Genomic DNA, 24,482 nt, shown 5'->3' on the forward strand with positions numbered 1-24,482 from the left:
ATAAAAAAACCGCAGCCCTAAGGCTGCGGTTTTTTTATTGGCTCAACCTGTTGGCCTAGGCGCCAAGAAGGCCACCGGCCTTAGGCACGGCGCCAGCTGGTCTTGCCGGCGCTGTCTTCCAGCACGATGCCCATCTCGGTGAGGCGGTTACGGGCGGCATCCGCCGCGGCCCAGTTCTTGTCGGCGCGGGCCTGATTGCGCTGGGCGATCAGTTGCTCGATTTCGGCGACCTCTTCGTCCGCTTCGTCACCCTTCAAGAACGCATCCGGATCCTGTTGCAGGATGCCGAGCACGGCGCCCAGCTCCCGCAGACGGGCACCGAGGCCGGCGGCGACAGCGATGTCTTCGGCTTTCTGGCGGTTGATCTCGCGCACCAGGTCGAACAGGGCGGAGTAGGCTTCCGGGGTGTTGAAGTCGTCGTCCATGGCATCAACGAAGCGGGCCACCTGCTCGTCACCACCGGCGGCGGCGGCCGCCGGCAGATCGCGCAGGGCGGTGTACATGCGCTCCAGCGCGGCGCGGGCCTGCTTGAGGTTGTCTTCCGAGTAGTTGAGCTGGCTGCGGTAGTGACCGGACATCAGGAAGTAACGGACGGTTTCGGCGTCATAGTGGGCCAGCACATCACGGATGGTGAAGAAATTGCCAAGGGACTTGGACATCTTCTCTTTATCCACCATCACCATGCCGCTGTGCATCCAGGTGTTGACGTAGTCGCCGCCGTGGGCGCAGCAGGACTGGGCAATCTCGTTCTCGTGGTGGGGGAACTGCAGATCGGAGCCGCCGCCGTGGATGTCGAAGTGGTTGCCAAGGTGCTTGGAGTTCATGGCGGAGCACTCGATGTGCCAGCCAGGGCGACCCGGGCCCCAGGGGCTGTCCCAGGTCGGCTCGCCGGGCTTGGACATCTTCCACAGCACGAAGTCGAGCGGATTGCGCTTGGCATCCACCACGTCGACCCGGGCGCCGGCCTGCAACTGCTCCAGATCCTGGCCCGAGAGCTTGCCGTAGTCGGCGTAGGACTCGACGATGAACATCACATCGCCGTTGTCCGCCACGTAGGCGTGCCCTTTTTCCAGCAGGGTTTCAACCAGGGCGATGATCTCGCCGATGTGCTGGGTGGCGCGGGGTTCGATGTCCGGACGCACCATGCCGAGGGCGTCGAAATCCTGGTGCATGTCGCCGATGAGGCGCTCGGTGAGATCGTCACAGGTCACGTGCGTTTCGGCGGCGCGCTTGATGATCTTGTCGTCCACGTCGGTGACGTTGCGCACATAGGTGAGGTCGTATCCTGCATAACGCAGGTAGCGAGCGACGACGTCGAAGGCGACGAAGGTACGGCCATGGCCGATATGACAGTGATCATAGATAGTGACGCCACACACATACATGCCCACCTTGCCCGGGTGGATAGGTTTGAATTCTTCTTTTTGACGAGTGAGTGTGTTGTATATCTTCAGCATCTTATGACCACTGCCTGTGAGTAAAATGGCCTGCCATTCTAACCGCATCCGGTATAGAAAACGAGGCAGAAAAAGCCCCCTCTCCCCCCTGCCATCTATGCCGCAGGGCCTTGATGGGCTAGAATTGCCACCACTTTATGCCATACACCTGCGGGCACCTTGCTGCCCGCGTCAAAATGAAAGGACAACTCATGGTTACTCTGCACACCAACCACGGCGACATCACCCTGACCCTGAACGCGGAAAAAGCCCCGGAGACCGTGGCCAACTTCCTGCAATACTGCCGTGACGGTCACTACGACAACACCATCTTCCACCGCGTCATCGACGGCTTCATGATCCAGGGTGGCGGCTATGCCCCGGGCTTTGAAGAGAAAGAGACCCGCGCTCCCATCAAGAACGAGGCGGCCAACGGTCTGTCCAACAAGGTCGGCACCATCGCCATGGCCCGCACCATGGAGCCGCACTCCGCCAGCGCCCAGTTCTTCATCAACGTGAACAACAACGACTTCCTGGACTTCAAGTCCGCCACCACCCAGGGCTTCGGCTACTGCGTGTTCGGTGAAGTGACCGCCGGCATGGACGTGGTCAACAAGATCAAGGGCGTGAAGACCGGCAACTACGGCCGCATGCACCAGGACGTCCCGACCGAAGACGTCGTGATCACCAAGGTGACCCTTGCCGAGTAATCCCTGCCGGCCAGGCTCTGATACCACTGCGGCCCCGGCCGCAGTTTTTCCATCTGCCGCCCCCAACTGGCGCCGCCTCGACTATCTGACCCAGGGCAACGAACGTCAGCGCTCGGCCCACGCCCTGCTGAGCGGCGGCCTGTGGGATGAGCTTGGCCCCCTGTGCAACGATCTGGCCCTGGTGAGCACGATCGCCATCGGGCTGGATAGGCCCGGCAGCGATCTCGACATCCTCTGCCAGCATCCGGCCCCGGCCTTCCTTGCCGCGACACTGGCAGCACAAGGCTGGCAGGTGCGAAGCAAGGGCGAGCAGGTCTGGATCGCCGAGCAGCGACGCCACGGGCCAGATGGCCAGTATTGGCCAGTCGAGCTCTACCTCACCCCTGATCCCCTCGAGGCGTGTCATGGCTGGCGCCACCTCAGCCTGATGGCCGCCCTGCTTGAGCGCTTTGGCGCCCCCTTCCACCGGGAAGTGCTGCGCCTGCGTTTTGATGAAGGGCTCAAGGGGGAAGCGGCCATGTGCCGCCTGCTGGGCCTGTCCGGCGACCCTTACGAGGCGTTGCTGACCCTGGAGGGCGTCAACCTTGCGGGGCTCTGCTGCCCTTCCCTCCCCCGCCCGCTCGACGAGCAAGGTCACAGGCCTTGTCCGCACCCAGGCGGGACTCTCTTACCATGATGCCCAGGAACTCATGAGCACCCTCTTTATCAGTGACATTCACCTCAGCCAAGGCAGGCCCGACATGACGGCGGCCCTAGTGCGCTTTCTGGCCGAAGACGCGCCCGGTGCCGACGCCCTCTATGTGCTGGGGGATCTGTTCGAATTCTGGATTGGGGACGACGACCCCAACCCGCTCCACCGCGAGGTGGCCGATGCCTTTCTCGCCCTGAGCCAGCAGGGGGTGCCCCTCTATTTCATTCACGGCAACCGCGACTTCCTCTTGGGGCGCCAGTTTGCCAAACGGGCCGGCATGACCCTGCTTGGCGACCCCTGCGTCATCGAGCTGTACGGCGAGCGGGTGCTGCTGAGCCACGGGGATCTGCTCTGCACCCGGGACGAGGGCTACCAGAAGTTTCGCCGCATCACACAACTCAAATGGCTGCGCTGGCTCTTCCTGCGCCTGCCGCTCTCGCGCCGCCAGGCCATCGCCCACAAGATGCGCGGCCAGAGCCAGATGGAGAATGCCCACAAGAGCCAGATCATCATGGACGTGACTCCGGAGGCGGTGGACGAGATGCTGCGCCAGCACGGCTGCCGCCTGATGATCCACGGCCACACCCACAGGCCCGCCATCCACGACTTCACTCTGGATGGCCGTGAGGCGCGGCGCATCGTGCTGGGAGACTGGTTCGAGCAGGGGTCGGTGCTGGTGTGCTCCCCCGCCGGGCAGCGCCTCGACACCCGCGCGCTCGGCTGAGGCCCTCTGCCTGCCATGGTCAGGAGCGAGTCTCATATGACCGTTTCTGACTCACGCCGTGCTGCGGCGGGATACAAGCTGGATCCCTGCATATACTCTGGTTCTCTGCACACAACGAGGAGATGACCATGGGATTTCTTACTTGGGTGGTACTGGGGCTGATCGTCGGCATCCTGGCCAAATGGATCATGCCGGGCAAGGATGGCGGCGGTTTCTTCATGACGGTGATCCTGGGGGTAGTCGGTGCCATGGTGGGGGGCTATGTCAGCACCCTGCTCGGGATGGGAACGGTCACCGGCTTCAACCTGCCGAGCATCATCATCGCCACCGTTGGCGCCCTGATCGTGCTGTTTGTCTACAACAAGCTGCGCAGCTGAGACGCAGCCACCCATCGATGCGAGGGCGCCACTGGCGCCCTCGCTGTTTTCAGCCCCGCTGGCGCCAGCTTGTCTCGACTACCCGATCTCATCCACTCGTTTCGTCCGTTCGGTGCCGCGCTTGCATTATTTCTAGTTGAGGCGTCTAATAAGCCCCATGCAAGCCAATGACCCCCGGCCCCGCCGCCCTCGCGGCCGCCCTGCCCAGCACGGGCACACCTATGCCGACACCCGGGATCTGTTGATCCGCCGGGGCATGGAGCTGCTGACCGAGCAGGGCATCGCCGCCACTTCCATCGAGCGGGTGTTGCAGTCGACCGGGATCCCCAAGGGCTCCTTCTATCACTACTTCGCCACCAAGCACGACTTCACTCTGGCGGTCATGGATGCCTATCACCACTACTTCTGCCGCAAGCTGACGCGCTATCTGGAGGATGAGAGCCTGCCCCCCCTGGCCCGTCTTGTTGCCTTCGTCGACAGCGCCTGCCGGGGCATGACCCGGTTTGCGTTCCAGCGGGGCTGCCTCGTGGGCAATCTGGGTCAGGAGGTGGTGCAACTGTCCCCCGCGCTGCGCCTGCGCCTTGAGCAGATCCTCCTCGACTGGGAGGCGCTGCTCGCCCGCTGCCTGAGGGACGCGGTGACGGCGGGGGAGCTGCCCCCTGATTGTGACTGCCCTGCCCTCGCCCATCAGTTCTGGATCGGCTGGGAAGGGGCCGTACTGCGCGCACGCCTGGTGGGCGATACCGAGCCCATGCTCTCTTTTCTCAATTTTTTCATGAAGTTAGCAACGTGATTTTTTTACAAAGATTAATAGTCAGTCAGTCCAATTAATGGGAGTAGACAAGATGTTCAACGGTATTCTGATCGAGAAAGACGAGGCGGGTTATCGCGCCAGCTACCAGAGCCTCTCCGAGGAGATATTGCCTGCCGGGGATGTGACCGTGGCGGTACAGTGGTCTTCCCTCAACTACAAGGATGGCCTGGCCCTCACCGGCGCCTCCCCCGTGGTACGCCGCTTCCCTCTGATCCCCGGTATCGACTTTGCCGGTACCGTGCTGGAGAGCCAGCATCCCGACTGGCACCCCGGCGACAAGGTGGTGCTCAACGGATGGGGCGTGGGCGAGACCCACAGTGGCGGGCTGGCAGAGCGGGCACGGGTCCGGGGCGACTGGCTGGTCGCCCTGCCTGAGCGCTTCCAGCCCCGGGACGCCATGGCCATCGGCACCGCAGGGTACACCGCCATGCTCTGCGTGATGGCGTTGGAGAAGCACGGCATCACCCCCGGTGACGGTGACATTCTGGTGACGGGCGCCAACGGCGGCGTGGGCAGCGTGGCGATCACCCTCCTGGCCAAGCTGGGCTATCGAGTGGTGGCCGCCACCGGGCGGCTGCACGAGGCCGACTATCTGACGTCCCTCGGCGCCGCCGAGGTGATCGATCGCGCCGAACTGGCCGCGCCGGGACGCCCGCTGGGCAAGGAACGCTGGGCCGGCGTCATCGACACCGTCGGCAGCCACACCCTGGCCAATGCCTGCGCCACTACCCGCTACGGCGGCGCCGTGGCTGCCTGCGGTCTCGCGGGAGGGATAGACTTCCCCTCCACCGTCATGCCCTTCATCCTGCGCGGCGTCACCCTCTATGGCATCGACAGCGTGATGGCACCGCGCCCGCTGCGCCAGCAGGCCTGGGCCCGACTGGCCGAGGATCTCGACCTGACCCGCCTCCATCTCCTCACCCGGGAAGTGCCCCTCTCCCAGGTCGTGACCCTGGGGGATACCTTCCTGGCAGGCCAGGTGCGCGGCCGGATCCTGGTTAATGTCCAGGGGTGATGACTGACGCGATATGAGCCGGCTCGCCTGACCAGGTCAGGCGAGCCTCTCCAGGGCATTTCGCAGCCACACGGAACGTCACCCCTCCTTCCCATCGTCCATGACAATGGGCAACAGATGCGTTCAAACACTCAAGTGCAGGTTTCCCGGACAGAGGGACCGAGACACCTCTATATGCCGCACCTTCCCGCTGCGCGCCCTCCCCCATCGATGCAGACGACCGTCACTCCTCACCGACAAGCCCCTGCCCTGGATACCCGTATTCGCCGAAATGAGGCCCTGTTCGCCCACGGCTGCGAACCATTGTCTTGCCCACTGACAGACCCCGTTAAACAATCGATGCATCGAACAAATAATTCAGAATAGGAATACGTTTTATTTATCACCGCATATATAAAGGGCGCATCATCTTGTATTAAACCTGTTTTTTGTATGGAAAAGCCCGAATCAAATGACAGGGGTGCATTACACTCAAAAACGACCCTTCATACCCAGAAAGTGTGAAGAGTTCGTCAACGAAGAGATGTCGGATGATTCTATTTTCTTGGCTGGAGTGTGCTTATGTTCGACTCGAAACTTAAAAAAGAGCTGGCAGCAGAACGAGAGAGGGCCTTGAAAAGCGAGGCTCTGGATCATGCCATGCACGATCATCTTCCCATGATTGAATTCACCACCGATGGTTATATTCTCGATGCCAGCCCGCTTTTTCTTCATTCCGTCGGCTACTCCCTCAATGAGATCGTGCAGCAGCATCACGCCATGTTCTGCATGAAAGAAGATACCGACTCCCCCTCCTATCGGGAATTCTGGCGAGATCTGGCAAATGGGCACAGCCAGCATGGCACCTTCCACCGGGTTGGCAAACAAGGCAAGGAAATATGGCTGGAAGCCACCTATTTCCCCGTCCGCCAGGGCGGAAAAATAATCAAGATCATCAAAATAGCGTCAGATGTGACAGTGCAACATGATCTGCTCATGACTCAAAAAGCAATATTTGAGGCGCTGGATCGCTCCCTCGCCGTCATCGAGTTTGAACCGACTGGTGTTGTTATTTCCGCCAACCGTAATTTCCTGGATACCATGGGCTATCGACTCGATGAAATTAAAGGCCATCAACATCGCATGTTTTGTGATGAGCTGTTTTATCGGGAACATCCCGATTTCTGGCAGGAGCTGGCTCAGGGGACGTTCAAATCGGGGCGCTTTCAGCGATTTGATAAAAAAGGCCATGAAGTCTGGCTGGAGGCAACCTACAACGCTGTGCGGGGCAGCCATGGCAAGGTGATCAAGGTCATCAAGTTTGCTTCCAATATCACCCCGCAGATCAGCAAAGATCAGGCCGTACAACATGTGGCCAAGGTGGCAAATGAAACATCTGTCACAACCAAATCCTCCGTCATCAAAGGAGAGGAGATGTTGACCACCGTCGTCTCCACTTCAGACAATATTGTCAGGCAGATGGAACATGCCAGCACCTTGATGAGCAAGCTCCACGCTCAATCCCAGAATATCACCGCCATCGTATCCACCATCAGCAGCATTGCAGACCAGACCAACCTGCTCGCGCTCAATGCCGCCATCGAAGCGGCGAGAGCCGGCGAACAAGGCAGAGGCTTTGCCGTCGTGGCCGATGAAGTTCGTCAACTGGCGGCAAGAACCTCCCTATCGACCAACGAAATAGCCAATGTCGTCAGCCAGAATCAGCAGCTCACCAGGCAGGTCAGCGAGCAGATCCAGTCCGCGGCAGACGGCGCCATCCACGGGCAAAAGCAGATCGATGACGTTGCAAAAGTGATGGAGGAGATAAGACACGGAGCAGAAGAGGTATCGACCATCATCTCGGAACTCTAGATAAATCTGGGAAGCACTCAGGAGCCTGCCATCGAGCAGGCTCTTTGATGTTCACACCAGGGGTCGCAGCCTGGCACGTGCAGATTCAAGAGATGAACCGACTCTTCAGGTCGCTGCCATTCTGGCAGTCAATTGACTAGAAACAAAAAGGCCACTATTGCTAGTGGCCTTAGTAAGTCTTTGATTTAAATGGTGCCTGAGGCCGGAATCGAACCGGCACGACGCGAACGTCGAGGGATTTTAAATCCCTTGTGTCTACCGATTTCACCACTCAGGCACCGCAATCGGTATCAAGTCCGCGGGCGGGCTTGTCAATATGGAGGCACGTTCCGGAGTCGAACCGGACTAAACGGATTTGCAATCCGCTGCATAACCGCTTTGCTAACGCGCCATGCAAAAGAGAGTAACTCTCTATTGTCTGAATTTGGAGCGGGAAACGAGACTCGAACTCGCGACCCCGACCTTGGCAAGGTCGTGCTCTACCAACTGAGCTATTCCCGCATCGGTCTGGCTGACTGCCTGACTGTGAGAACGCATTCTAGCGATGTTCCCCGCCCAGTCAACCAAAAACATTTAATACGCTGATCGTTCGGGTGTTTTTTACCCTTTTCCCACACTTTTGCAGCTCATGGCCGTTTCTCGGCGCCAGTGGCAGAGAAACGGTCATCTTCCCGTCGGGACTAGAACCGGGAGTGGTAGCTGAGATCGCCCCAGGCAGCCTTCATGTACTGGAACATGGACCAGAAGGTGAGCACGGTGGCCACGTAGAGCAGCACATAGGCGAGCCACACCATCCAGATGTCGTATTGCCAGATGAGGCCGGTGAGCGACACCATCTGGATCATGGTCTTCCATTTGCCAATCCAGCTGACGGCCACCGAGGAGCGCTTGCCAAGCTCGGCCATCCATTCACGCAGGGCGGAGATGATGATCTCCCGGCCAATCATGGTCATGGCGGGGATGGTGACCCAGACGGTGTTGTAGTGCTCGACAATGACCACCAGGGCCGCTGCCACCATGATCTTGTCGGCCACCGGATCGAGGAAGGCGCCAAAGGCGGTGGACTGGTTCAGCTTGCGGGCAAGATAGCCGTCAAACCAGTCGGTTGCGGCCGCCAGGATAAAGACGATGGCCGCCGCCATGTAGGACCACTGATAGGGAAGGTAGAACAGGATGACGAAGACGGGGATGAGCAAAATCCGAAAGAACGTCAGCAGGTTAGGAATATTTGTCATTATTTTCAGCCACTTCTTGTATGCCGCTACATGGTAGCCCCAAGCCGATCGCGGATGCAACCGAACTGGCGCCCGCCTTGGTCCATTAATCCATCAATAACCTCAGGATGCCGGTCATTATGGCATTTGGGAGCCCCCTGCGTCACGGCTCTTGTGCGCAGGCGGCACGCCCTGATGCCCCCTGGCGTGACCACCTTCACACCAAAGGCAGCGCTAGAGCGAGTGCAATGCGTCGTGAATGGACTGGGCCAGCTCCTGGCTGATGCCGGGCACCTTGGCGAGCTCGTCCACCCCGGCTTTTTTCACCTCCTGCAAGCCACCCAGGTATTTGAGCAGCGCCTGTCGCCGTTTCGGCCCCACCCCGGGAATGTCCTCCAGGGTACTGGTGGTGCGGGCCTTGGCGCGCCTGGCCCGGTGGCCCGTGATGGCAAAGCGATGGGATTCATCGCGAATGTGCTGGATGAGGTGCAAGGCGGGCATGTCCGCCGGCAAATGCAGCTCTTCGTGGCTGTCCCCCAGGATCAGGGTTTCCAACCCCGCCTTGCGGGTCACCCCCTTGGCGATGCCCACCAGCAGCGGGTATTTGCCGCCGAGAAACTCCAGCTGGCGCGCCAGGATCTCCTCCGCGCGGCGCAACTGGCCGAGACCGCCGTCGATGAACAGCACATCCGGCACCTTGTCCGGCTCCTGCTGCTTGCCAAAACGGCGCTCAAGCGCCTGCTCCATGGCGGCGTAGTCATCCCCGCCGGTGATGCCGTCGATGTTGAAGCGGCGGTATTCCGAGGAGAGCGGCCCCTCCCGGTTGAACACCACGCAGGAGGCCACGGTGCGCTCCCCCATGGTGTGGGAGATATCGAAACATTCCATGCGGGCGATGGGGGTCTCGAGCTCCAGCAGCTCCTCCAGCTGATCGTAACGGGCGGTGATGGTGCTCTTGTGGGCGAGGCGCGAGCGCAGCGCGGTCTGGGCGTTGATGGAGGCGAGCTTGATGAAGCGGGCCCTTTCGCTGCGCGTCCGGCTCACCACCCGCACCTTGTAGCCGGCGGTCTGGCTCAGGGTGTCTGCGATGACGCTCTCATCCTCCAGCGCCACGTCCAGCAGCACCTCGCTCGGGATCTGCCGTCCCCCCTGCCCCGACAGATAGAACTGCAGCAGGAAGGATTGCACCACCTCGTCAAGCGGGGTATCGGCCGGCACTTTCGGGAAGTAGCTGCGCGATCCCAGCACCTTGCCCTGGCGGATGAAGAGCACGTGGATGCAGGCGGTCCCCTGCTCGAAGGCCACCCCCACCACGTCGAGCTCGTCCAGCACGTTGCCGCTCACAGACTGCTGCTCGGTGACCCGGCGCAGGGCCTGGATCTGATCCCGGTAGCGGGCCGCCTCCTCGAAGCGCAGATCGCCGCTGGCGGACTCCATCTTTCCCACCAGTTCGCCGATCACCTGCTGGTTCTTGCCCGCGAGGAACAGCTTGGCCAGCGCCACCTGCTGGGCATACTCGGCCTCGCTCACCAGCCCCGCCACGCAGGGGCCGGCGCAGCGCTTGAGCTGGTAGAGCAGGCAGGGGCGGGTACGGTTGGCATAGACGGCATCCTCGCACTGGCGCACCGGGAAGATCTTCTGCATCAGGTGCAGGCTCTCGCGTACCGCGCCGCCGGAGGGGTAAGGGCCGAAATACTCCCCCTTCACCTTGCGGGCGCCGCGATGGACGCCGATGCGCGGGTGCCGATGGTCGGTGATGATGATCCAGGGGTAGGACTTGTCATCCCGCAGCAGCACGTTGTAGCGGGGCTGGTACTGCTTGATGAGGTTGTGCTCGAGGATCAGCGCCTCGGTCTCGGTGTGGGTGACCGTTACCTGCACATCGGCAATCTGGCGCACCAAGGTGCGGGTCTTGATGCTGTCGACGTTGGCCCGAAAGTAGGAGGCGAGCCGTTTCTTGAGATCCTTGGCCTTGCCCACGTAGATGACGGTGCCGCCGCTGTCGTACATGCGGTAGACACCGCTCTGGTGGGTGACGGCGCTCAGAAACGCCTTGCTGTCAAAATGGGGCTCGGGAGAGAGGGTCATCGGCAACTCGACTCAACGGATGAATGCAAAAAGACGGGGAGAGCATACTGCCCACAGCCTGCAAAAAGCAAAAGGCGGCCGGTGCCGCCTTTGGTGTCCACACGCCCCCGTTACAGGGTATCGGCATCCAGCATGCCATAACGAATGGCCAGATGGGTCAGCTCCACGTCGCCGTTGATCCCCAGCTTGCTGAACAGGCGGTAGCGGTAGCTGTTGACCGTCTTCGGGCTCAGGTTGAGCTGCTCGGAGATGTCGGTCACCTTCTGCCCTTTGGTGATCATCATCATGATCTGCAGCTCCCGCTCGGAGAGGGACTTGAAGGGGTTCTCGTCGGCGGAGGCGAACTGGCTCAGGGCCATCTGCTGGGCGATCTCCGGGGAGATGTAGCGCTGACCGGAGTGAACCAGGCGAATGGCGTGGATCATCTCGTCCGGCGCGGCCCCCTTGGTGAGGTACCCGGCGGCGCCCGCCTGCATCACCTTGGTGGGGAACGGATTTTCTGAATGAATGGTCAGCACTATGATGCGTACATCGGGGCGGATCCGCAGGATCTTGCGGGTCGCTTCCAGACCACCGATGCCCGGCATGTTCATGTCCATCAGGATCACATCGGGGTGATGTTGCCGACAGAAGGCCACCGCGGTTTCCCCGCTCTGCGCCTCGCCCACCACCTTGATCCCGCGGACGTCTTCCAAAATGCGTCTTATCCCTGTACGCACCAACTCATGATCATCGACCAGGAATACATTAATCACCCAAACACCCCGTTTTTTATCTCGTTATATGCCAGTTAGGGTTAACACGGCGTCTTGCATCATAACCAAACTCGATGATTTGGCAAACCATGGGCGGGAAAAGTTTGAAATTGCTCGTAAAATCCGTTTTAAATCAAATTATTATACAAAGAATCAATTAAAAAACGGCGCCCTGGGGCGCCGTATTGCATCAAAGCCGTTCCGCCAGCCTCAACCGGCCAGCAGCGCTCGCACCTTGTCGAGATCGGCCTGGGTGTCCACCCCCACCGGCGGGGCTTGCAGCGCCTGGGCCACGTGGATCTTCTCCCCGTACCAGAGCACCCGCAGTTGCTCCAGGGCTTCGACCTGCTCGAGCACGCTCGGTGCCCAGTCCACGTAACGCTGGATGAAGCCGGCGCGATAGGCGTAGATGCCGATGTGGCGCTGGTAGTGATTGCCAATCTGCTCGCGGCTCTGGGCAAAGCGGTCCCGATCCCAGGGGATGCTGGCGCGACTGAAATAGAGGGCATACCCCTCCCGGTCGGTCACCACCTTGACGGCATTGGGATTGAACGCCTCTTCGGCATCCCTGATCGGCACCGACAGCGTCGCCATGGGCGCGCTGGCCGCGGCCAGGTTGTCCGCCACCTGGCGGATGATGGCGGGGGGAATGAGGGGCTCATCCCCCTGCACGTTGACCACGATAGTGTCGGCGGCAAAGCCGTAGTGACGGCACACCTCCGCCAGACGCTCGGTGCCGGACTGGTGATCCGGTGAGGTCATGCACACCTCGACCCCGGCAGCGGCGGCAAAGGGGGCCAGGGCCTGCTGCACCCGCTCGTCATCGGTGGCGACGATCACCCGCTCGGCGCCCGATTGCAGGGCCTTCTCCACCACGTGCTGCACCATGGGCTTGCCGTGGATGTCGGCCAGCGGCTTGCCCGGCAGCCGGGTGGAGGCGTAACGGGCCGGAATAACGACGACGAAACTCATGGCTTCAGCTCTTCCAGCGGCAGGTGGCGGGCCCGGTTCTCCAGCAGCACCGGGATCCCCTCTTCCAGCGGATAGGCCAGTCTGTCGAAGCGGCAGATGAGCTCCTGGGTACCGGCGTGAGCCTGATAGTGCAGCTTACCCTTGCAGACCGGGCAGGCGATGATGTCGAGCAGTTTAATATCCAGTGCCACAACCAAACTCCTTTAACGATGTCGGACAGGCGATGATACCTGGCCATTGATATGCTGTGCCGGGCCCGCAGCCGGGCCCGTTCCGTTGCGTGGGCGCGGGGTCAGGCCATGCGCCCTCTCTATGTTTTCCGGTTGCCGGCCGGGGCCGACACACCCGCCCCCTGCAGGGTACGCAGCAGCGCCTCCCCCAGGGCGTCCGGCAGCTCGGCGCTCACCGGCAGGTACCACCAGTGGGCCGGCGCGAAGGGGCGGCACTTGACCGCATCCTTCTCCGTCATCAGCAAGGGGCGCTGGCCGAAGCGGGCGAGCAGTTCGGCGGCGTCGAACGCCTGGTGATCCCCGTAGCCGACGCTCTGCACCAGCTCGTAGCCGAGGGACGTCAGGGTGGCGAAGAAGCGGGGGGGATGGCCGATGCCAGCCAGGGCATCCACCGGCCCCGAGAGGGGGGCCTCGAGCGGCGCGTCGTCGCACACCCGGCGAGGGGTGCCCGGGATCAGGCCCATGGCGTACTCGCCCGGCGCGGGCTCGCCGCCGTTGCAGAGGATGGCATCCACCCGCTTCAAGCGGGTGATCGGCTCGCGCAGGGGCCCCATGGGCAGCAGGCAGCCATTGCCGAAGCGGCGCATCCCGTCCACCACCACCAGCTCGATGTCGCGGGCCAGGGCATAGTGCTGCAGGCCGTCGTCGGTGACTATGATGTCCACCTCGCCGCTTTGCTCCAGCAACCGCACCGCGTCGGCCCGTTTGGGGGCCACCGCCACGGGGCAGCCGCAGCGTCTGGCGATGAGCACGGGCTCATCCCCCGCCTCGGCCGGGGTGCTGGTCTCATCGAGCCGATAGGGATAATGGGGGGCCTTGCCGCCATAGCCGCGGCTCACCACGCCGGGGCGCCAGCCGCGGGCCTGCAGTTGCTCCACCAGCCAGACCACCACCGGGGTCTTGCCGTTGCCCCCCACCGACAGGTTGCCCACCACGATGACCGGCAGGCTGGCGCGATAGCTCGCGAGCCAGCCCCGGCGATACCCCAGACGGCGGATGCCGCTGACCAGGGCAAACAGCAGGGCGAAGGGGGCCAGCCACCAGCGCCAGCCGCTGTTTCCGTACCAGAGCCGCGCCAGCATCAGGCCTGGTTATCCACGGCAGCGCCGGCCGCCGCATGGCCGAACTGGATGGCGCGCAGTTGGGCATAAGTGCCCTGCCGGGCCATCAGTGCCTGGTGGTTGCCACGCTCGACGATGTGGCCCTCGTCGATCACCAGGATCTCGTCCGCCTTCTCGATGGTGGAGAGGCGGTGCGCGATCACCAGCGAAGTGCGCGCCTTGCACAGCTCGTCGATGGCCGCCTGGATGTGGCGCTCGGACTCGGTGTCCAGGGCCGAGGTGGCCTCGTCCAGCAGCAGCACGGGGGAGTCGCGCAGCAGGGCGCGGGCGATGGCGATGCGCTGGCGCTGGCCGCCGGAGAGGGAGGCGCCGTTCTCGCCGATGACGGTGTCATAGCCGTCCGGCATCTTGCGCACGAAGTCGTCCGCATGGGCGATGCGGGCCGCCTGCTGGATCTCCGCCAGGCTGTAGCGCTCTTCCGCCGCATAGGCGATGTTGTTGGCCACGGAGTCGTTGAACAGGTGCACGTGCTGGGAGACCAGGGCGTACTGCTTGCGCAGCTCGCTCAAGCGGTATTCGCGGATGTTGACCCCGTCCAGCAGTATCTCCCCCTGCTCGATGTCGTAGAAACGGGTCAGGAGGCTCGCGATGGTGCTCTTGCCGGAGCCGGAACGGCCCACCAGGGCCACCGATTTGCCCGCCTCCACCTTGAAGCTGATGTTGTGCAGCGCCGGGGTGTCCTTGGTCGGGTAGGTGAAGGTGACATTGCGGAATTCAATTTCGCCGCGGGCACGCTCCAGGGTGCGGGTGCCGGTATCCTGCTCCGGGGTGGAGTCCAGCAGGCCGAACAGGCTCTGGCAGGCGGTGATGCCGCGCTGGAACTGGTTGTTCACGTCGGTTAGGCTTTTGAGCGGCTTGAGCAGCATCATCATGGAGGTGACCATGACGGTGAAGGTGCCCGCGGTCAGGGTCGCCTTGACGCTGTCAATGGTGGCCACATAGAGGAAGACCGCCAGGGCGATGGAGGCCACCATCTGGACGATGGGACTGCCGATGGCGTCGGCGGCGACCATCTTCATGGTCTGCTGGCGCATCCGGTTGCTCACCTGGTAGAAGCGCTTGTCCTCCACCTCCTGACCCCCGAACATCAGCACCTCTTTGTGCCCCTTGAGCATCTGCTCGGTGGAGGTGGTGATGTCACCCACCGCCTGCTGGATGTGGCGGCTTATCTTGCGAAAACGTCGGCTGATGATGCTGATGAGGATCCCGACCAGGGGCCCCACCACCAGGAAGATCACCGACAACTGCCAGGAGTGCCAGAACATCAGGCCCAGCAGGCCGATGACGGTGGCCCCTTCCCGCACTAGGGAGACCAGGGTCGAGCTCGCGGCGGACGACACCTGACCGGCGTCATAGGTCACCTTGGAGAGCAGGTTGCCGGTGTTCTGGCGGTCGAAGAAGCTCATGGGCATGGCCATCAGGTGGCTGAACACCTGCTGCTGCAGGCGCATCACCACGTGGTTGCCGACCCAGGCCATGCAGTAGTTGGAGAGGAAGGCGGCGCAGCCGCGCAGAGCCACGATGCCGAGGACGAAGAAGGGCATCCACTTGAGCACGCTGCTGTCGTTGCCGTTGAGCCCCTGATCGATGAGCGGTTTGATGGAGTAGACGAAGGTGGTATCCACGGCCGCGTAACCCAGCATGCCAATGATGCCGCCCACCAGACCCAGCTTGCGATCCCGGACATAACCGAGCAGGCGCTTGAAGACGGTCCAGCTCTCTTGTGAGGTTTCTTGTTGCATGAATAGCCGTTAATAAGGGAAATGACGGGCTATTCTAGCCAAACCTTGGAGCTACACCAAGCGCCGCTGGCGCGATGGCTACAACCCGGGTCACAAATGAAGGCCGCCCCTTGCCGGGCAGGCTCACCAGATCCTCACTCCCTTCCCCATACCTGCGGCTGCCACCAGGGGCCGCCACGCCTGTACCAGGGCCCCTGCTCCCGCTCGGCCCGGATCCTGAGCCCCGCGTCCCCCGGCTCGATCAGGATGGCGCCCGCCTCCCCCGTGACCCACTGCCGCGCCCCCTGGTATCGCGCCACCACCTCGGGGCGGGGAAAGCCCCACTGGTTCATGAAGCCTGCACTGTGCACCACGAAGGCAGGTTTCACCGCCGCCACGAAGGGGGCCGTGGAGGAGGTGCGACTGCCATGATGCGGGCTCACCAGCAGGGTGCTGGCCAGCCCCGCGCCCTCACCCTCCTCCAGCGCCAGTGCCAGCAGGCGGCGCTCCGCCTGCTGCTCGATGTCGCCGCTCAGCAGCAGCCGATGGCGCCCGTCGTCCAGCTGCACCACGCAACTGTCGTTGTTGCGCCCCGCCCCGGCTGCCAGGGGCCAGAGCACCCGCACATCCAGTCCCTGCCAATGCCACTGCTGACCTCGGCGGCAGGCCTGGGTAGCCGGTGCAAAGGGGAAGGAGGAGAGCTCCCGGCGCACCGCCATGCTCTGCAGCAGAGCCTGCCGGTTGCCCGCGTGATCCCTGTCTCTGTGGCTGATGATCAGGGTGTCGATCACCCGGATGCCGAGCCGGTTGAGCAGGGGCAGGATGGCCGCATCCGCCATGTTGTAGCCCCCGGGGTAGCGATCCCCGGTATCAAACAGGATGGCCCGATCCCCCCGGGTGACGAGCACCGAGAGCCCCTGCCCCACGTCCAGCACCCGCACCTGCCAGGAAGCGGGAGCAGGCCAGAGGGCGAGCAGCAGGGCCGCCGCCACCGGCCCCCCCAGGGCGCGCCCTCCCGGCAGGTGCCATCCCGTCCACAGCAGGATCAGCAGGGCGCTGGCGGGCATCAGCCAGCCGGGCACCGGCCACCAGAGCTGCAGGCGATCCGCCAGCTGCGTGAGCCCCCACAGCACCCACTCCAGGCCGAAGGCGGAGACCCAGAGCAGGCCGTGGGCCAGCAACGTGGAGAGGGGCGCCACCAGCACGCCGATGAGCGCCAGGGGAATGATGACAAGGCAGAACAGCGGCAGTGCCAGCAGATTGAGCAGAAACGCCAGGGGCGCCATCCCCTCGAACAGCAGCAGTTGCAGGGGCAGCAATCCGAGCAGCAGCAGAAGTTGCAGCCGCACCAGGCCGGGGCGATCGTGCAACAGGCTCGCCAGCAACAGCAGGGCCACCGCCAGAAAAGAGAGCCAAAACCCCGCAGAATAGAGGGCGAAAGGGTCCCACAATGTCAGCACCACGAAGGCCCACAGCCAGATCCGGTGGCTCGGCCAGTCCCGCTTTAGCCAGCGCAGCAGGCTCCACACCAGCACCATGATGAGGGCACGCTCGGTGGCCACCGCAAACCCCGCCAGCCAGCTGTAGGTGGCCGCGAACAGGAGTGACACGCAGATAGCCCCGCGCAGCCCGAACAGCCGCCCGAGCCACCAGCCGAGCACCGCTACCAGAGCAATATGCTGGCCCGAGATGGCGATGATGTGGGTCAGGCCGCTGCCGCGAAAGAGTTCCCACTGGGCATCCGTGATCCCCCCCTGTTCCCCGAAGGTGAGGGCCGCCAGCAGGGGGGCCTGCGCCATCCCCTCCCAGGCGCGACTCGCCGCCGCCAGCCAGCGATCGCGCACACCCGGGGGCACGGCATCCAGGGCGATGACCCGGCGCAGGTTGCCGGTGGCGGTGATCCCCTTGCCAAGGAGCAGGCGCCGCCCATCCATCCCCGCTTCGTTGGCCAGGCCATGGGCCGGCTTGAGAGAGGTCACCAGGGTGACGCGGCTGCCGGCAGGCAACGGCGGCAACACCTGATAGGCATTGACCCGCACCAGGGGTGGCACGATGAGGGGGCGATCGTCCAGGGTGTCGAGGCGCAGCAGCAGGCGCGCAAATTTATCCCCCTCTTTCTCTCCCGAAGACTCCGTACTTTGCACGTGTGCGGTTATGATGTGGCTCGTTTTTTTGCCAAGTTGATCCAGCCAGGCAAGCCGGTAGTGCAAATTCACCTGCATCCAGAGGATGCCGAGCAGCAGAAACAGCAGCCGCCAGCAACGACCACCGGCGAGAGGAAGCGCGAGCAGCAGCATCAGGCCACCCCATTCCCATGAAGGCAACCATGGCCAAAGCAGTGAGGAGCTTGCCCCCAGGGCAAACGACAACAGACGCAGATCCATGGAGCAAGTATTTAGCAAGGTTCAGAACATGCCCAAACGAATCATACAGCGCTGGCTACCCGACCCGGCGACCCTCAAGGAACACAAGCACTTGCGATTCTTTGGCAAGCTGCTGCTGGATGCCAACCTCTGGCATCTCAACCGGCGCTCCGCCGCCGGTGCCTGTGCGGTCGGCCTCTTCATGGCCTGGGTTCCCCTCCCCTGCCAGATGCTGCTGGCCGCTGGCGGCGCCATCGCCTGCCGGGTCAACCTGCCCCTCTCGGTAGCCCTGGTCTGGCTCTCCAACCCCCTGACCATGCCACCGCTGTTTTATGGCGCCTATCTGGTGGGCTGCCAGTTGCTGGGGCAACCCTCCCAGCACATCGAGATCACCTTCACCTGGGCCTGGCTGGTGTCGGTGTTCGAGACGGTGGCCCCGCCGCTCTTGCTGGGCTCCCTGGTGCTTGCCCTGCTGAGCGCCCTCGTCGGCTATGTCCTGGTTCGCGCGGGCTGGCGCCTGAGCACGGTGCGCCAGTGGCAAAAACGCAAGGTGGCGCGCCCATGCTGAATCGCTGGTTGGCCCGCTTCAAGATTGACCCCGATACCCTGCGCCAACAGAAGTGGTTCGCCCTCTTTGGCGAGCGACTGCTGACCCCCGCCCTCTGGCAAGGGGGAACGCGGGCCCTCTGTGGCGCCGTGGCGGCCGGGCTGTTCGCCAGTTGGGTCCCCATGCCCATGCACTCCCTGGTGGCCGTCGCCCTGGTGCTGGCGTTCAGCTTCAACCTGCCGCTGGCCCTCTTGGCGGTCTGGTTCAACAACCCGCTGACGCTCCCCTTCATGTACCTCTACGCCTATCGTACCGGTTGCCTGGTGCTGAACGAGACGCCAGCCCCCTTCCATCTCACCTGGTCCCTGCACTGGCTGGAGCAGGAGGCAGCCACCCTGGTGCCCCCCTTCCTGCTCGGCAGCCTGCTGCTGGCGGTGCTGAGCGCCGCCGCCGGCGCCTTGCTCACCCTGCTGCTGTTACAACTGGGCAAGCTGACCCGCCCCCGCTAGGTTGCCAGCACGCCGTCCTTGTCTCGGGCGGCGTGCCTTGCCATCGTCTGCCTCTGCCACCACACTCCTTGTAACCCGTTGTTTTTCGACCCCCCTTCGAAACAAGGAGCCCACCATGGCCGAACCGCTCACGCTGGCCCATGCCAATGGCCACCCCCTCTCCCTGCTACCCGCCATGGCCAATCGCCACGGCCTCATCACCGGGGCCACCGGCACCGGCAAGACAGTCACCCTGCAGGTGCTGGCGGAGGGGTTTTACCGCCTCGGCGTGCCGGTCTTTCTGGCCGACGTGAAGGGGGATCTGAGCGGCCTGGGCGCCGCCGGCACCCCCTCTGCCAAGCTGGATGCCCGTCTGGCCCAGCTCGGCCTTCAGGCACCCGACTTTGCCGCCAGCCCCACCCTGTTCTGGGATCTCTTTGCCGAAGAGGGCCACCCGGTGCGGGCCACCGTCTCCGACATGGGGCCCCTGTTGCTTGCACGCCTGCTCGGCCTCAACGACACCCAGAGCGGGGTGCTGGAGCTGGTGTTCAAGGTGGCGGACGACGAGGGGTTGCTGCTGCTCGATCTGAAAGACCTGCGGGCCATGGTGCAGTTTGCGGGGGAGCACGCCAAGACCCTCACCACCCGCTACGGCAATGTGTCGACCGCCTCCATCGGCGCCATCCTGCGCAACCTCCTCACCCTGGAGAGCGCGGGCGGCGATCACTTCTTCGGCGAGCCCATGCTGGACATCCAGGATCTGATGCAGACCGACGAGGCGGGCCACGGCCATATCAATGTGCTGGCCGCCGGCAAGCTCACCCAGTCCAGCCGCCTCTATGCCTGCTTCCTGCTCTGGCTGCTCTCCGAGCTGTTCGAACAGTTGCCCGAGGTGGGGGATCCGGAGAAGCCCGTGCTGGTGTTCTTCTTCGACGAGGCCCACCTGCTGTTCAAGGATGCGCCCAGGGCACTGCTGGAGAAAATTGAGCTGGTGGTGCGCCTCATCCGCTCCAAAGGGGTGGGCGTCTATTTCGTGACCCAGAGCCCGGCCGACATCCCCGACAGCGTGCTGGGGCAGCTTGGCAACCGGGTGCAACACGCCCTGCGCGCCTTCACCCCGAGCGATCAGAAGGCGGTGCGCATCGCCGCCAACACCCTGCGGGCCAACCCGGCCTTCGACGCCGCCGGAGCCATCACTGAACTGGGGGTCGGGGAAGCGCTCATCTCCCTGCTCGACGAGAAGGGACGGCCCAGCGTGGTAGAGCGCGCCTTCATCGCGCCCCCGGCCAGCCGCATCGGCCCCCTGAGCGCGGCCGAGCGCCAGGCGCTTATCCAGGGCTCATTGATCTACGGCAGATACGACACCCAGGAGGACAGGGAGTCCGCGTTCGAGCGACTTCAAGAGGCATCGCCCGCCGCCGGTGACGAGACCGCTTCCCCACAGAGCGACCAGGGCGGCGGTCTGCTGGATGCCTTGAATGGCATCCTGTTCGGTCGCACCGGCCCCCGTGGTGGCCAGCATGACGGGGTGGTGCAGACCGCCGCCAAGAGCGTGGCCCGCACCCTCGGCAACGAGGTGGGACGCCAGCTGATGCGCGGGGTGCTCGGCTCCCTGCTGGGAAGCAGCAAGCGGCGCCGCTGATGCCGGAAAATGAAAAAGCCCGCCGATACGGCGGGCTTTTTATGGCTGAAGCAAGGCGCTTGGCGCAGATGCTTCTCTCTTACAACACCTTGGCGATGGCGTCGCAGAGGGGATCAATGTTGGCGCGGGTGATGCCTGCCACGCTGATCCGGCCGGAGCCGACGATATAGATGGCGAATTCGCTCTTGAGGCGCTCCACCTGATCCTTGGAGAGACCGGAGAAGGAGAACATGCCGTTCTGTTCGCGGATGAAACTGAAATCCTGGTTCACCCCCCGCTCGGCCAGCTTCTCCACCAGCAGCTCGCGCATCTCGCGAATGCGCACCCGCATGGCGGCCACTTCTTCCACCCACTCCGCATAGAGGGCCGGGTCGCTCACCACGGTGGTGACAACGGCGGCGCCGTGTGACGGCGGGTTGGAGTAGTTGGCACGAATGACGGTCTTCACCTGGGTGAAGGCGACGTCGGCCACCGCCTTGGTCGCGCAGACCAGGGTGAAGGCGCCGACCCGCTCGTTGTAGAGGCCGAAGTTCTTGGAGAAGGAGCTCGCCACCAGCAACTCGTCGTGGCACTCGGCGAAGATGCGAAGGCCTTCGGCATCCTCTTCGATACCCCGGGCGAAGCCCTGATAGGCGAAGTCAAAGAGCGGCAGCCAGCCGGCGGCGGCACTCTGCCTGGCCAGGGCACGCCACTGCTCGGTGGTGGGGTCGATACCGGTCGGGTTGTGGCAGCAGCCGTGCAGCAGCACCAGATCCCCCGCCTGCGCGTCAGACAGGGAGGCCTGCATGGCGGCGAAGTCGAGCCCCTTGGTGGCGGCGTCGTAGTACTTGTACCACTTGACGGTCAAACCGGCCGCCTGGAACACGCTGACGTGGTTCGCCCAGGTGGGATCGGAGATCCAGATGGTCTTGGCGAGATTGTTGCGTACCACGAACTCGGCGGCGATGCGCAGGGCACCGGTACCGCCCGGCGCCTGCGCCGTCTTGGCGCGGCCGCTGGTCACCAGGGCAGCATCACGGCCGAACAGCAGTTGCTGCACGATGCGGCCGTATTCGATATTGCCTTCGATACCGAGGTAGTTCTTGGTCTTCTCGTCGGTCAAGAGCTTCTGCTCGGCTTGCTTGACGCAGTGAAGGATAGGAGTGGCACCGGTCTCATCCTTGTAGATACCGACCCCCAGATTGATCTTGTGGCTGCGAGTGTCGGCACGGAAGGCTTCGGTCAGGCCCAGGATCGGATCCGCTGGGGCGGCAACAACCTTTTCAAACATGGTATTCCCTGTAGTCCGTTGAGTTCGTTGGCTGGCAAAGTAGGTTGGCAAACAAAAGCGCCCGTTCAGGGAGCGCTTCGTCAGCTCTTTATACCACTGCCTTCCATAGGGGAAAACCGCTTTCTCGGCGCCGCCTCAACCAATCCCGTGCCAATCCGGTGCCAGGGCACACACCTCGACCGACAGACCCCGATTCGACTCCACCAGATCATTGCACTGCGCCAGCAGCGCACGGGGGATACGGCTCGGCTCCCAGGGCCGGCCATCCCCCAGGGGAGCCCCGTAAGCCGCCTTGATGGGCAACAGATCCCGGGGCAACCACCAGCTCGCCGGTCTCCCCAACCGCTGGGCCAATGCCAGTACCCTGTCGACCCCGGCCGGATCCAGGGCAGTGAGGTGGCTCCAGAGGGTCTGGGGCGGCAAGGCGGCGATCAGGGGCTCCAGCGTGCCGGGATCCTCGGCGGGATACCAGACCAGCAGGGCGTCGGCGGGCAGTGGCAACTCGGCGAAGGCGCCGACGGCATCGGTCGTGATCACCCGCTGTATCTCCCCCTCTCCCCAGAGGATCTTGCCAAGCTGCGCCAGGGTGCGGGCTGGCAGCGCCACCTCCCCCAGGGTCTGGAGCCAGGGGGCGGCATCCAGCAGGGTGCCGCCGCTGAGAAACAGGCTGAACGGCCGTGCGGCCCGCAGACGAAGGGGCAGATCACTGCAAACCCGGATCCCCTTGTCTTCGAAGTCGATCTGCTCGATGGGGCTGAAATGGCCCTCCCCCTTGCGATACAGGGCCGCCAGCACCCGCTCGTTGACCCTCTCCCCCAGTTGCCAGCCGTGGGATTGCAGCCACTCCTCGGGTTCCGGCGGGGCACTGGCCATCTTCGCCAGCATCAGCTCCCGGGTCAGATAGCGGTGCCCGGCAGGGGTGAGCTCATAGTGATGATTGCCAAGGGCCAGCAGCAACTGGTTGTCCCGAAGCATGCCGATGAGCGGCTGCCATTGACGACCGCGAACAGCCTGGGGGCCGCCGCTCAGCAACTGCTGTGCCAGCGCGCGCCACTCGGGGTGGGTGAAATCGATCAAAGGCATCCTTCCCTGTCGGCCAATCTGCTTCAACAAATTGAATAATCTAGCGATTTACCAGAGGAGAACCAAGGGTGCAAAGAAGACAACGTGATATGGCGCAGGGCCAGAGGACGAAAAGTGGTGAAGGAGCCAAAAAACAGAACGGCCAAGCAAGCTTGGCCGTTCATCAACTAAATCAGCGCAGAGGCTAGATTAGAAGTTGTATTGCAGGGCAACAGTGAACTCGTCGTCCTTGTCGTTGATACCCTGGATTTTGTACTCGGTGTACGCCTTGAACTTGGAAGTGAAGTTGTACTGCACGCCCAGCAGGGTTTCGTCGACGATGTCTTCGTAAGAAGAACCGGCGGAGTTGGACAGTACCTTGCCTTCGGCGAAGTTGTAACCGGCCAGGAAGGTCCAGGCGTCAACGTTGTAGGAAGCAGCCAGCTCGTAGCCACGGCCCTTGTCCTTGTTGTTGCCTTGGGTGGTGTTGTCGTAGCTCAGGTCACCCTGGGTGTACATACCGGCGAAGTAGAAACCGTTGATGGCGTAGTGTGCGCCCAGGGCCCACTCTTTCTTGTCGCCAGAAGCGGTGCTGACGGTGCTTTCCAGGTCGGAGTAAGCGTAACCGGCGTTCAGGCCCAGACCGAAGTCGAAGTCGTAGCCAGCAGCAGCGGCGTAGCCGTAGTTGCGCTTGACGTTCGGACCGTAGACGTCGGTTTCCTTGATGCCTTGACCGATGTCAGTAACCTTGACGGCTACGTCATCGTTGGTCTGGTAGGACACTTTGCCCTTGAAGCCACCGAAGGTGTTGGAGTAGATGATCTGGCCTTCTTGACGACCGTCGTAGAAGTTACCTACGTCACCCCATTCGTTGAAGATATCGGTCGGCTCCAGCACGTCGTAGAACGCGGTGTCGGTCTGGCCGAAGATGATCTTGCCGTACTGGGTACCGTCCAGGCCGACATAGATGTGACGGGAGTTGAACTTGTTGTCAGAGTTTTCGGCGGATACTTGCCACTCGGTCTTGGCGATACCGGACCAGGTGTTGTTCAGGCCGACTTTGCCGGACCAGCCCAGACGGGAGGAACCAACCAGTTCAGCGTCGGTGTCGTCGTGGTCTGCGTACATGTTGGCTTGTACACGGCCGTAGATGTCAAAGGAGGTGCCGTCTTTGTCGTAAACGACAGCAGCGTTGGCTGCGGATGCGAACAGAGCCGGGATAGCAATAGCCAGAATTGTCTTTTTCATAGTTTCCAATGCCTACTGTAATTAAACACTAAGTCCTTGTTATTCCCTGTGTTAGCGATGTTCTTTGCATCACTATGGCGCCGAGACTATCACCGGGTTTTCGAATCCGCAATGAAAAAACTTGGAACTTTTTATGAAAACCA

At 62.8% G+C, this 24,482-nt stretch carries 22 protein-coding genes and 3 tRNA genes; 10 read left to right on the forward strand and 15 right to left on the reverse strand.

The genetic code is table 11. The features are described 5' to 3' along the window. Positions 1-80 precede the first annotated feature (80 nt). On the reverse strand, positions 81-1,457 hold the full coding sequence (gene cysS / locus BGO64_RS18980; protein WP_286701195.1) for a cysteine--tRNA ligase: 1,377 nt from the start codon (positions 1,455-1,457) through the stop codon (positions 81-83). A gap of 191 nt (positions 1,458-1,648) precedes the next feature. Here cysS and BGO64_RS18985 point away from each other — a divergent pair, with 191 nt between their 5' ends. The 7 genes from BGO64_RS18985 (at position 1,649) to BGO64_RS19015 (ending at position 7,618) form a co-directional block, all read left to right on the forward strand. Further along, complete coding sequence (locus BGO64_RS18985) at positions 1,649-2,146, forward strand: peptidylprolyl isomerase (RefSeq protein WP_010675220.1); 498 nt, start codon at positions 1,649-1,651, stop codon at positions 2,144-2,146. Further along, a complete protein-coding gene (locus BGO64_RS18990; RefSeq protein ID WP_286701196.1) occupies positions 2,136-2,822 on the forward strand; it encodes a DUF4269 domain-containing protein in 687 nt (228 codons plus the stop codon). The genes BGO64_RS18985 and BGO64_RS18990 overlap by 11 nt, the downstream gene beginning before the upstream one ends. Positions 2,823-2,835: 13 nt before the next feature. Further along, a complete protein-coding gene (gene lpxH, locus BGO64_RS18995; protein WP_221435838.1) occupies positions 2,836-3,561 on the forward strand; it encodes a UDP-2,3-diacylglucosamine diphosphatase in 726 nt (241 codons plus the stop codon). 128 nt (positions 3,562-3,689) lie between these two features. Beyond that, positions 3,690-3,938 (forward strand): GlsB/YeaQ/YmgE family stress response membrane protein, encoded by a 249-nt coding sequence (locus BGO64_RS19000; RefSeq protein ID WP_010675223.1) that lies wholly within the window; start codon positions 3,690-3,692, stop codon positions 3,936-3,938. Positions 3,939-4,095: 157 nt separating this feature from the next. Next, positions 4,096-4,731: an acrylate utilization transcriptional regulator AcuR gene (gene acuR / locus BGO64_RS19005; protein WP_286701197.1), complete on the forward strand. Its 636-nt coding sequence runs from the start codon at positions 4,096-4,098 to the stop codon at positions 4,729-4,731. A gap of 52 nt (positions 4,732-4,783) precedes the next feature. Continuing rightward, the gene (gene acuI, locus BGO64_RS19010) at positions 4,784-5,767 is read left to right on the forward strand and encodes an acrylyl-CoA reductase (NADPH) (RefSeq protein WP_286701198.1); all 984 of its coding nucleotides are present in this window, start codon (positions 4,784-4,786) and stop codon (positions 5,765-5,767) included. Positions 5,768-6,328: 561 nt separating this feature from the next. Beyond that, complete coding sequence (locus tag BGO64_RS19015) at positions 6,329-7,618, forward strand: methyl-accepting chemotaxis protein (protein ID WP_286701199.1); 1,290 nt, start codon at positions 6,329-6,331, stop codon at positions 7,616-7,618. A gap of 190 nt (positions 7,619-7,808) precedes the next feature. On the opposite strand, the gene BGO64_RS19020 is transcribed toward BGO64_RS19015, so the two are convergent. From BGO64_RS19020 to BGO64_RS19070, 11 genes are all read right to left on the reverse strand, one after another. Then, a tRNA-Leu gene (locus BGO64_RS19020) sits at positions 7,809-7,895 on the reverse strand. Positions 7,896-7,935: 40 nt separating this feature from the next. Further along, a tRNA-Cys gene (locus BGO64_RS19025) sits at positions 7,936-8,009 on the reverse strand. Positions 8,010-8,043: 34 nt separating this feature from the next. Next, positions 8,044-8,119 (reverse strand) — tRNA-Gly (locus tag BGO64_RS19030). Between the two features lie 179 nt (positions 8,120-8,298). Next, positions 8,299-8,853, reverse strand: coding sequence for a CDP-diacylglycerol--glycerol-3-phosphate 3-phosphatidyltransferase (gene pgsA, locus BGO64_RS19035; protein ID WP_010675229.1), 555 nt, complete (start codon positions 8,851-8,853; stop codon positions 8,299-8,301). A 213-nt stretch (positions 8,854-9,066) separates the two neighbouring features. Beyond that, positions 9,067-10,920, reverse strand: a complete 1,854-nt coding sequence (uvrC, locus tag BGO64_RS19040) for an excinuclease ABC subunit UvrC (protein ID WP_045524196.1) — start codon at positions 10,918-10,920, stop codon at positions 9,067-9,069. 110 nt (positions 10,921-11,030) lie between these two features. After that, positions 11,031-11,675 (reverse strand): UvrY/SirA/GacA family response regulator transcription factor, encoded by a 645-nt coding sequence (gene uvrY / locus BGO64_RS19045; protein WP_010675231.1) that lies wholly within the window; start codon positions 11,673-11,675, stop codon positions 11,031-11,033. Positions 11,676-11,885: 210 nt separating this feature from the next. Beyond that, positions 11,886-12,647, reverse strand: a complete 762-nt coding sequence (gene kdsB / locus BGO64_RS19050) for a 3-deoxy-manno-octulosonate cytidylyltransferase (RefSeq protein WP_286701200.1) — start codon at positions 12,645-12,647, stop codon at positions 11,886-11,888. After that, complete coding sequence (locus BGO64_RS19055) at positions 12,644-12,838, reverse strand: Trm112 family protein (protein ID WP_209792934.1); 195 nt, start codon at positions 12,836-12,838, stop codon at positions 12,644-12,646. The genes kdsB and BGO64_RS19055 overlap by 4 nt, the downstream gene beginning before the upstream one ends. Positions 12,839-12,957: 119 nt before the next feature. Continuing rightward, the gene (gene lpxK, locus BGO64_RS19060) at positions 12,958-13,959 is read right to left on the reverse strand and encodes a tetraacyldisaccharide 4'-kinase (RefSeq protein ID WP_286701201.1); all 1,002 of its coding nucleotides are present in this window, start codon (positions 13,957-13,959) and stop codon (positions 12,958-12,960) included. Beyond that, positions 13,959-15,740: a lipid A ABC transporter ATP-binding protein/permease MsbA gene (gene msbA, locus BGO64_RS19065; RefSeq protein WP_286701202.1), complete on the reverse strand. Its 1,782-nt coding sequence runs from the start codon at positions 15,738-15,740 to the stop codon at positions 13,959-13,961. Before msbA ends, lpxK begins: the two co-directional genes overlap by 1 nt. 134 nt (positions 15,741-15,874) lie before the next feature. Then, a complete protein-coding gene (locus tag BGO64_RS19070; RefSeq protein ID WP_233462323.1) occupies positions 15,875-18,016 on the reverse strand; it encodes a DNA internalization-related competence protein ComEC/Rec2 in 2,142 nt (713 codons plus the stop codon). Between the two features lie 115 nt (positions 18,017-18,131). Here BGO64_RS19070 and BGO64_RS19075 point away from each other — a divergent pair, with 115 nt between their 5' ends. The 3 genes from BGO64_RS19075 (at position 18,132) to BGO64_RS19085 (ending at position 20,759) form a co-directional block, all read left to right on the forward strand. After that, a complete protein-coding gene (locus BGO64_RS19075) occupies positions 18,132-18,650 on the forward strand; it encodes a DUF2062 domain-containing protein (protein WP_286701203.1) in 519 nt (172 codons plus the stop codon). Further along, positions 18,644-19,138 carry a DUF2062 domain-containing protein gene (locus BGO64_RS19080; RefSeq protein WP_039040273.1) on the forward strand — a complete coding sequence of 165 codons (495 nt, stop codon included), beginning with the start codon at positions 18,644-18,646 and terminating at the stop codon, positions 19,136-19,138. The genes BGO64_RS19075 and BGO64_RS19080 overlap by 7 nt, the downstream gene beginning before the upstream one ends. Before the next feature lie 115 nt (positions 19,139-19,253). Further along, positions 19,254-20,759 carry a helicase HerA-like domain-containing protein gene (locus tag BGO64_RS19085; protein ID WP_286701204.1) on the forward strand — a complete coding sequence of 502 codons (1,506 nt, stop codon included), beginning with the start codon at positions 19,254-19,256 and terminating at the stop codon, positions 20,757-20,759. 79 nt (positions 20,760-20,838) lie between these two features. On the opposite strand, the gene BGO64_RS19090 is transcribed toward BGO64_RS19085, so the two are convergent. The 3 genes from BGO64_RS19090 to BGO64_RS19100 form a co-directional block, all read right to left on the reverse strand. After that, the gene (locus BGO64_RS19090) at positions 20,839-22,029 is read right to left on the reverse strand and encodes an amino acid aminotransferase (protein WP_010675240.1); all 1,191 of its coding nucleotides are present in this window, start codon (positions 22,027-22,029) and stop codon (positions 20,839-20,841) included. Positions 22,030-22,164: 135 nt separating this feature from the next. After that, complete coding sequence (locus BGO64_RS19095) at positions 22,165-23,106, reverse strand: hypothetical protein (protein ID WP_182975861.1); 942 nt, start codon at positions 23,104-23,106, stop codon at positions 22,165-22,167. Positions 23,107-23,301: 195 nt separating this feature from the next. Beyond that, positions 23,302-24,339, reverse strand: a complete 1,038-nt coding sequence (locus BGO64_RS19100; protein ID WP_041214891.1) for a porin — start codon at positions 24,337-24,339, stop codon at positions 23,302-23,304. Between the last annotated feature and the right edge of the window lie 143 nt (positions 24,340-24,482).

Source organism: Aeromonas sp. 62-46, assembly GCF_001898585.1.
In the GTDB taxonomy this organism is placed as follows: Bacteria; Pseudomonadota; Gammaproteobacteria; order Enterobacterales; family Aeromonadaceae; genus Aeromonas; species Aeromonas caviae.

Coding starts and splice junctions, on each gene's coding strand:
- acuI (WP_286701198.1), top strand. CDS start 4,784: ATGTTCAACGGTATTCTGATCGAGAAAGACGAGGCGGGTTATCGCGCC.
- msbA (WP_286701202.1), bottom strand. CDS start 15,740: ATGCAACAAGAAACCTCACAAGAGAGCTGGACCGTCTTCAAGCGCCTG.
- BGO64_RS19085 (WP_286701204.1), top strand. CDS start 19,254: ATGGCCGAACCGCTCACGCTGGCCCATGCCAATGGCCACCCCCTCTCC.
- uvrC (WP_045524196.1), bottom strand. CDS start 10,920: ATGACCCTCTCTCCCGAGCCCCATTTTGACAGCAAGGCGTTTCTGAGC.
- lpxK (WP_286701201.1), bottom strand. CDS start 13,959: ATGCTGGCGCGGCTCTGGTACGGAAACAGCGGCTGGCGCTGGTGGCTG.
- BGO64_RS19015 (WP_286701199.1), top strand. CDS start 6,329: ATGTTCGACTCGAAACTTAAAAAAGAGCTGGCAGCAGAACGAGAGAGG.
- cysS (WP_286701195.1), bottom strand. CDS start 1,457: ATGCTGAAGATATACAACACACTCACTCGTCAAAAAGAAGAATTCAAA.
- kdsB (WP_286701200.1), bottom strand. CDS start 12,647: ATGAGTTTCGTCGTCGTTATTCCGGCCCGTTACGCCTCCACCCGGCTG.
- BGO64_RS19090 (WP_010675240.1), bottom strand. CDS start 22,029: ATGTTTGAAAAGGTTGTTGCCGCCCCAGCGGATCCGATCCTGGGCCTG.
- BGO64_RS19075 (WP_286701203.1), top strand. CDS start 18,132: ATGCCCAAACGAATCATACAGCGCTGGCTACCCGACCCGGCGACCCTC.
- acuR (WP_286701197.1), top strand. CDS start 4,096: ATGCAAGCCAATGACCCCCGGCCCCGCCGCCCTCGCGGCCGCCCTGCC.
- BGO64_RS19100 (WP_041214891.1), bottom strand. CDS start 24,339: ATGAAAAAGACAATTCTGGCTATTGCTATCCCGGCTCTGTTCGCATCC.
- BGO64_RS18985 (WP_010675220.1), top strand. CDS start 1,649: ATGGTTACTCTGCACACCAACCACGGCGACATCACCCTGACCCTGAAC.
- BGO64_RS19000 (WP_010675223.1), top strand. CDS start 3,690: ATGGGATTTCTTACTTGGGTGGTACTGGGGCTGATCGTCGGCATCCTG.
- BGO64_RS19080 (WP_039040273.1), top strand. CDS start 18,644: ATGCTGAATCGCTGGTTGGCCCGCTTCAAGATTGACCCCGATACCCTG.
- BGO64_RS19070 (WP_233462323.1), bottom strand. CDS start 18,016: ATGCTGCTGCTCGCGCTTCCTCTCGCCGGTGGTCGTTGCTGGCGGCTG.
- lpxH (WP_221435838.1), top strand. CDS start 2,836: ATGAGCACCCTCTTTATCAGTGACATTCACCTCAGCCAAGGCAGGCCC.
- pgsA (WP_010675229.1), bottom strand. CDS start 8,853: ATGACAAATATTCCTAACCTGCTGACGTTCTTTCGGATTTTGCTCATC.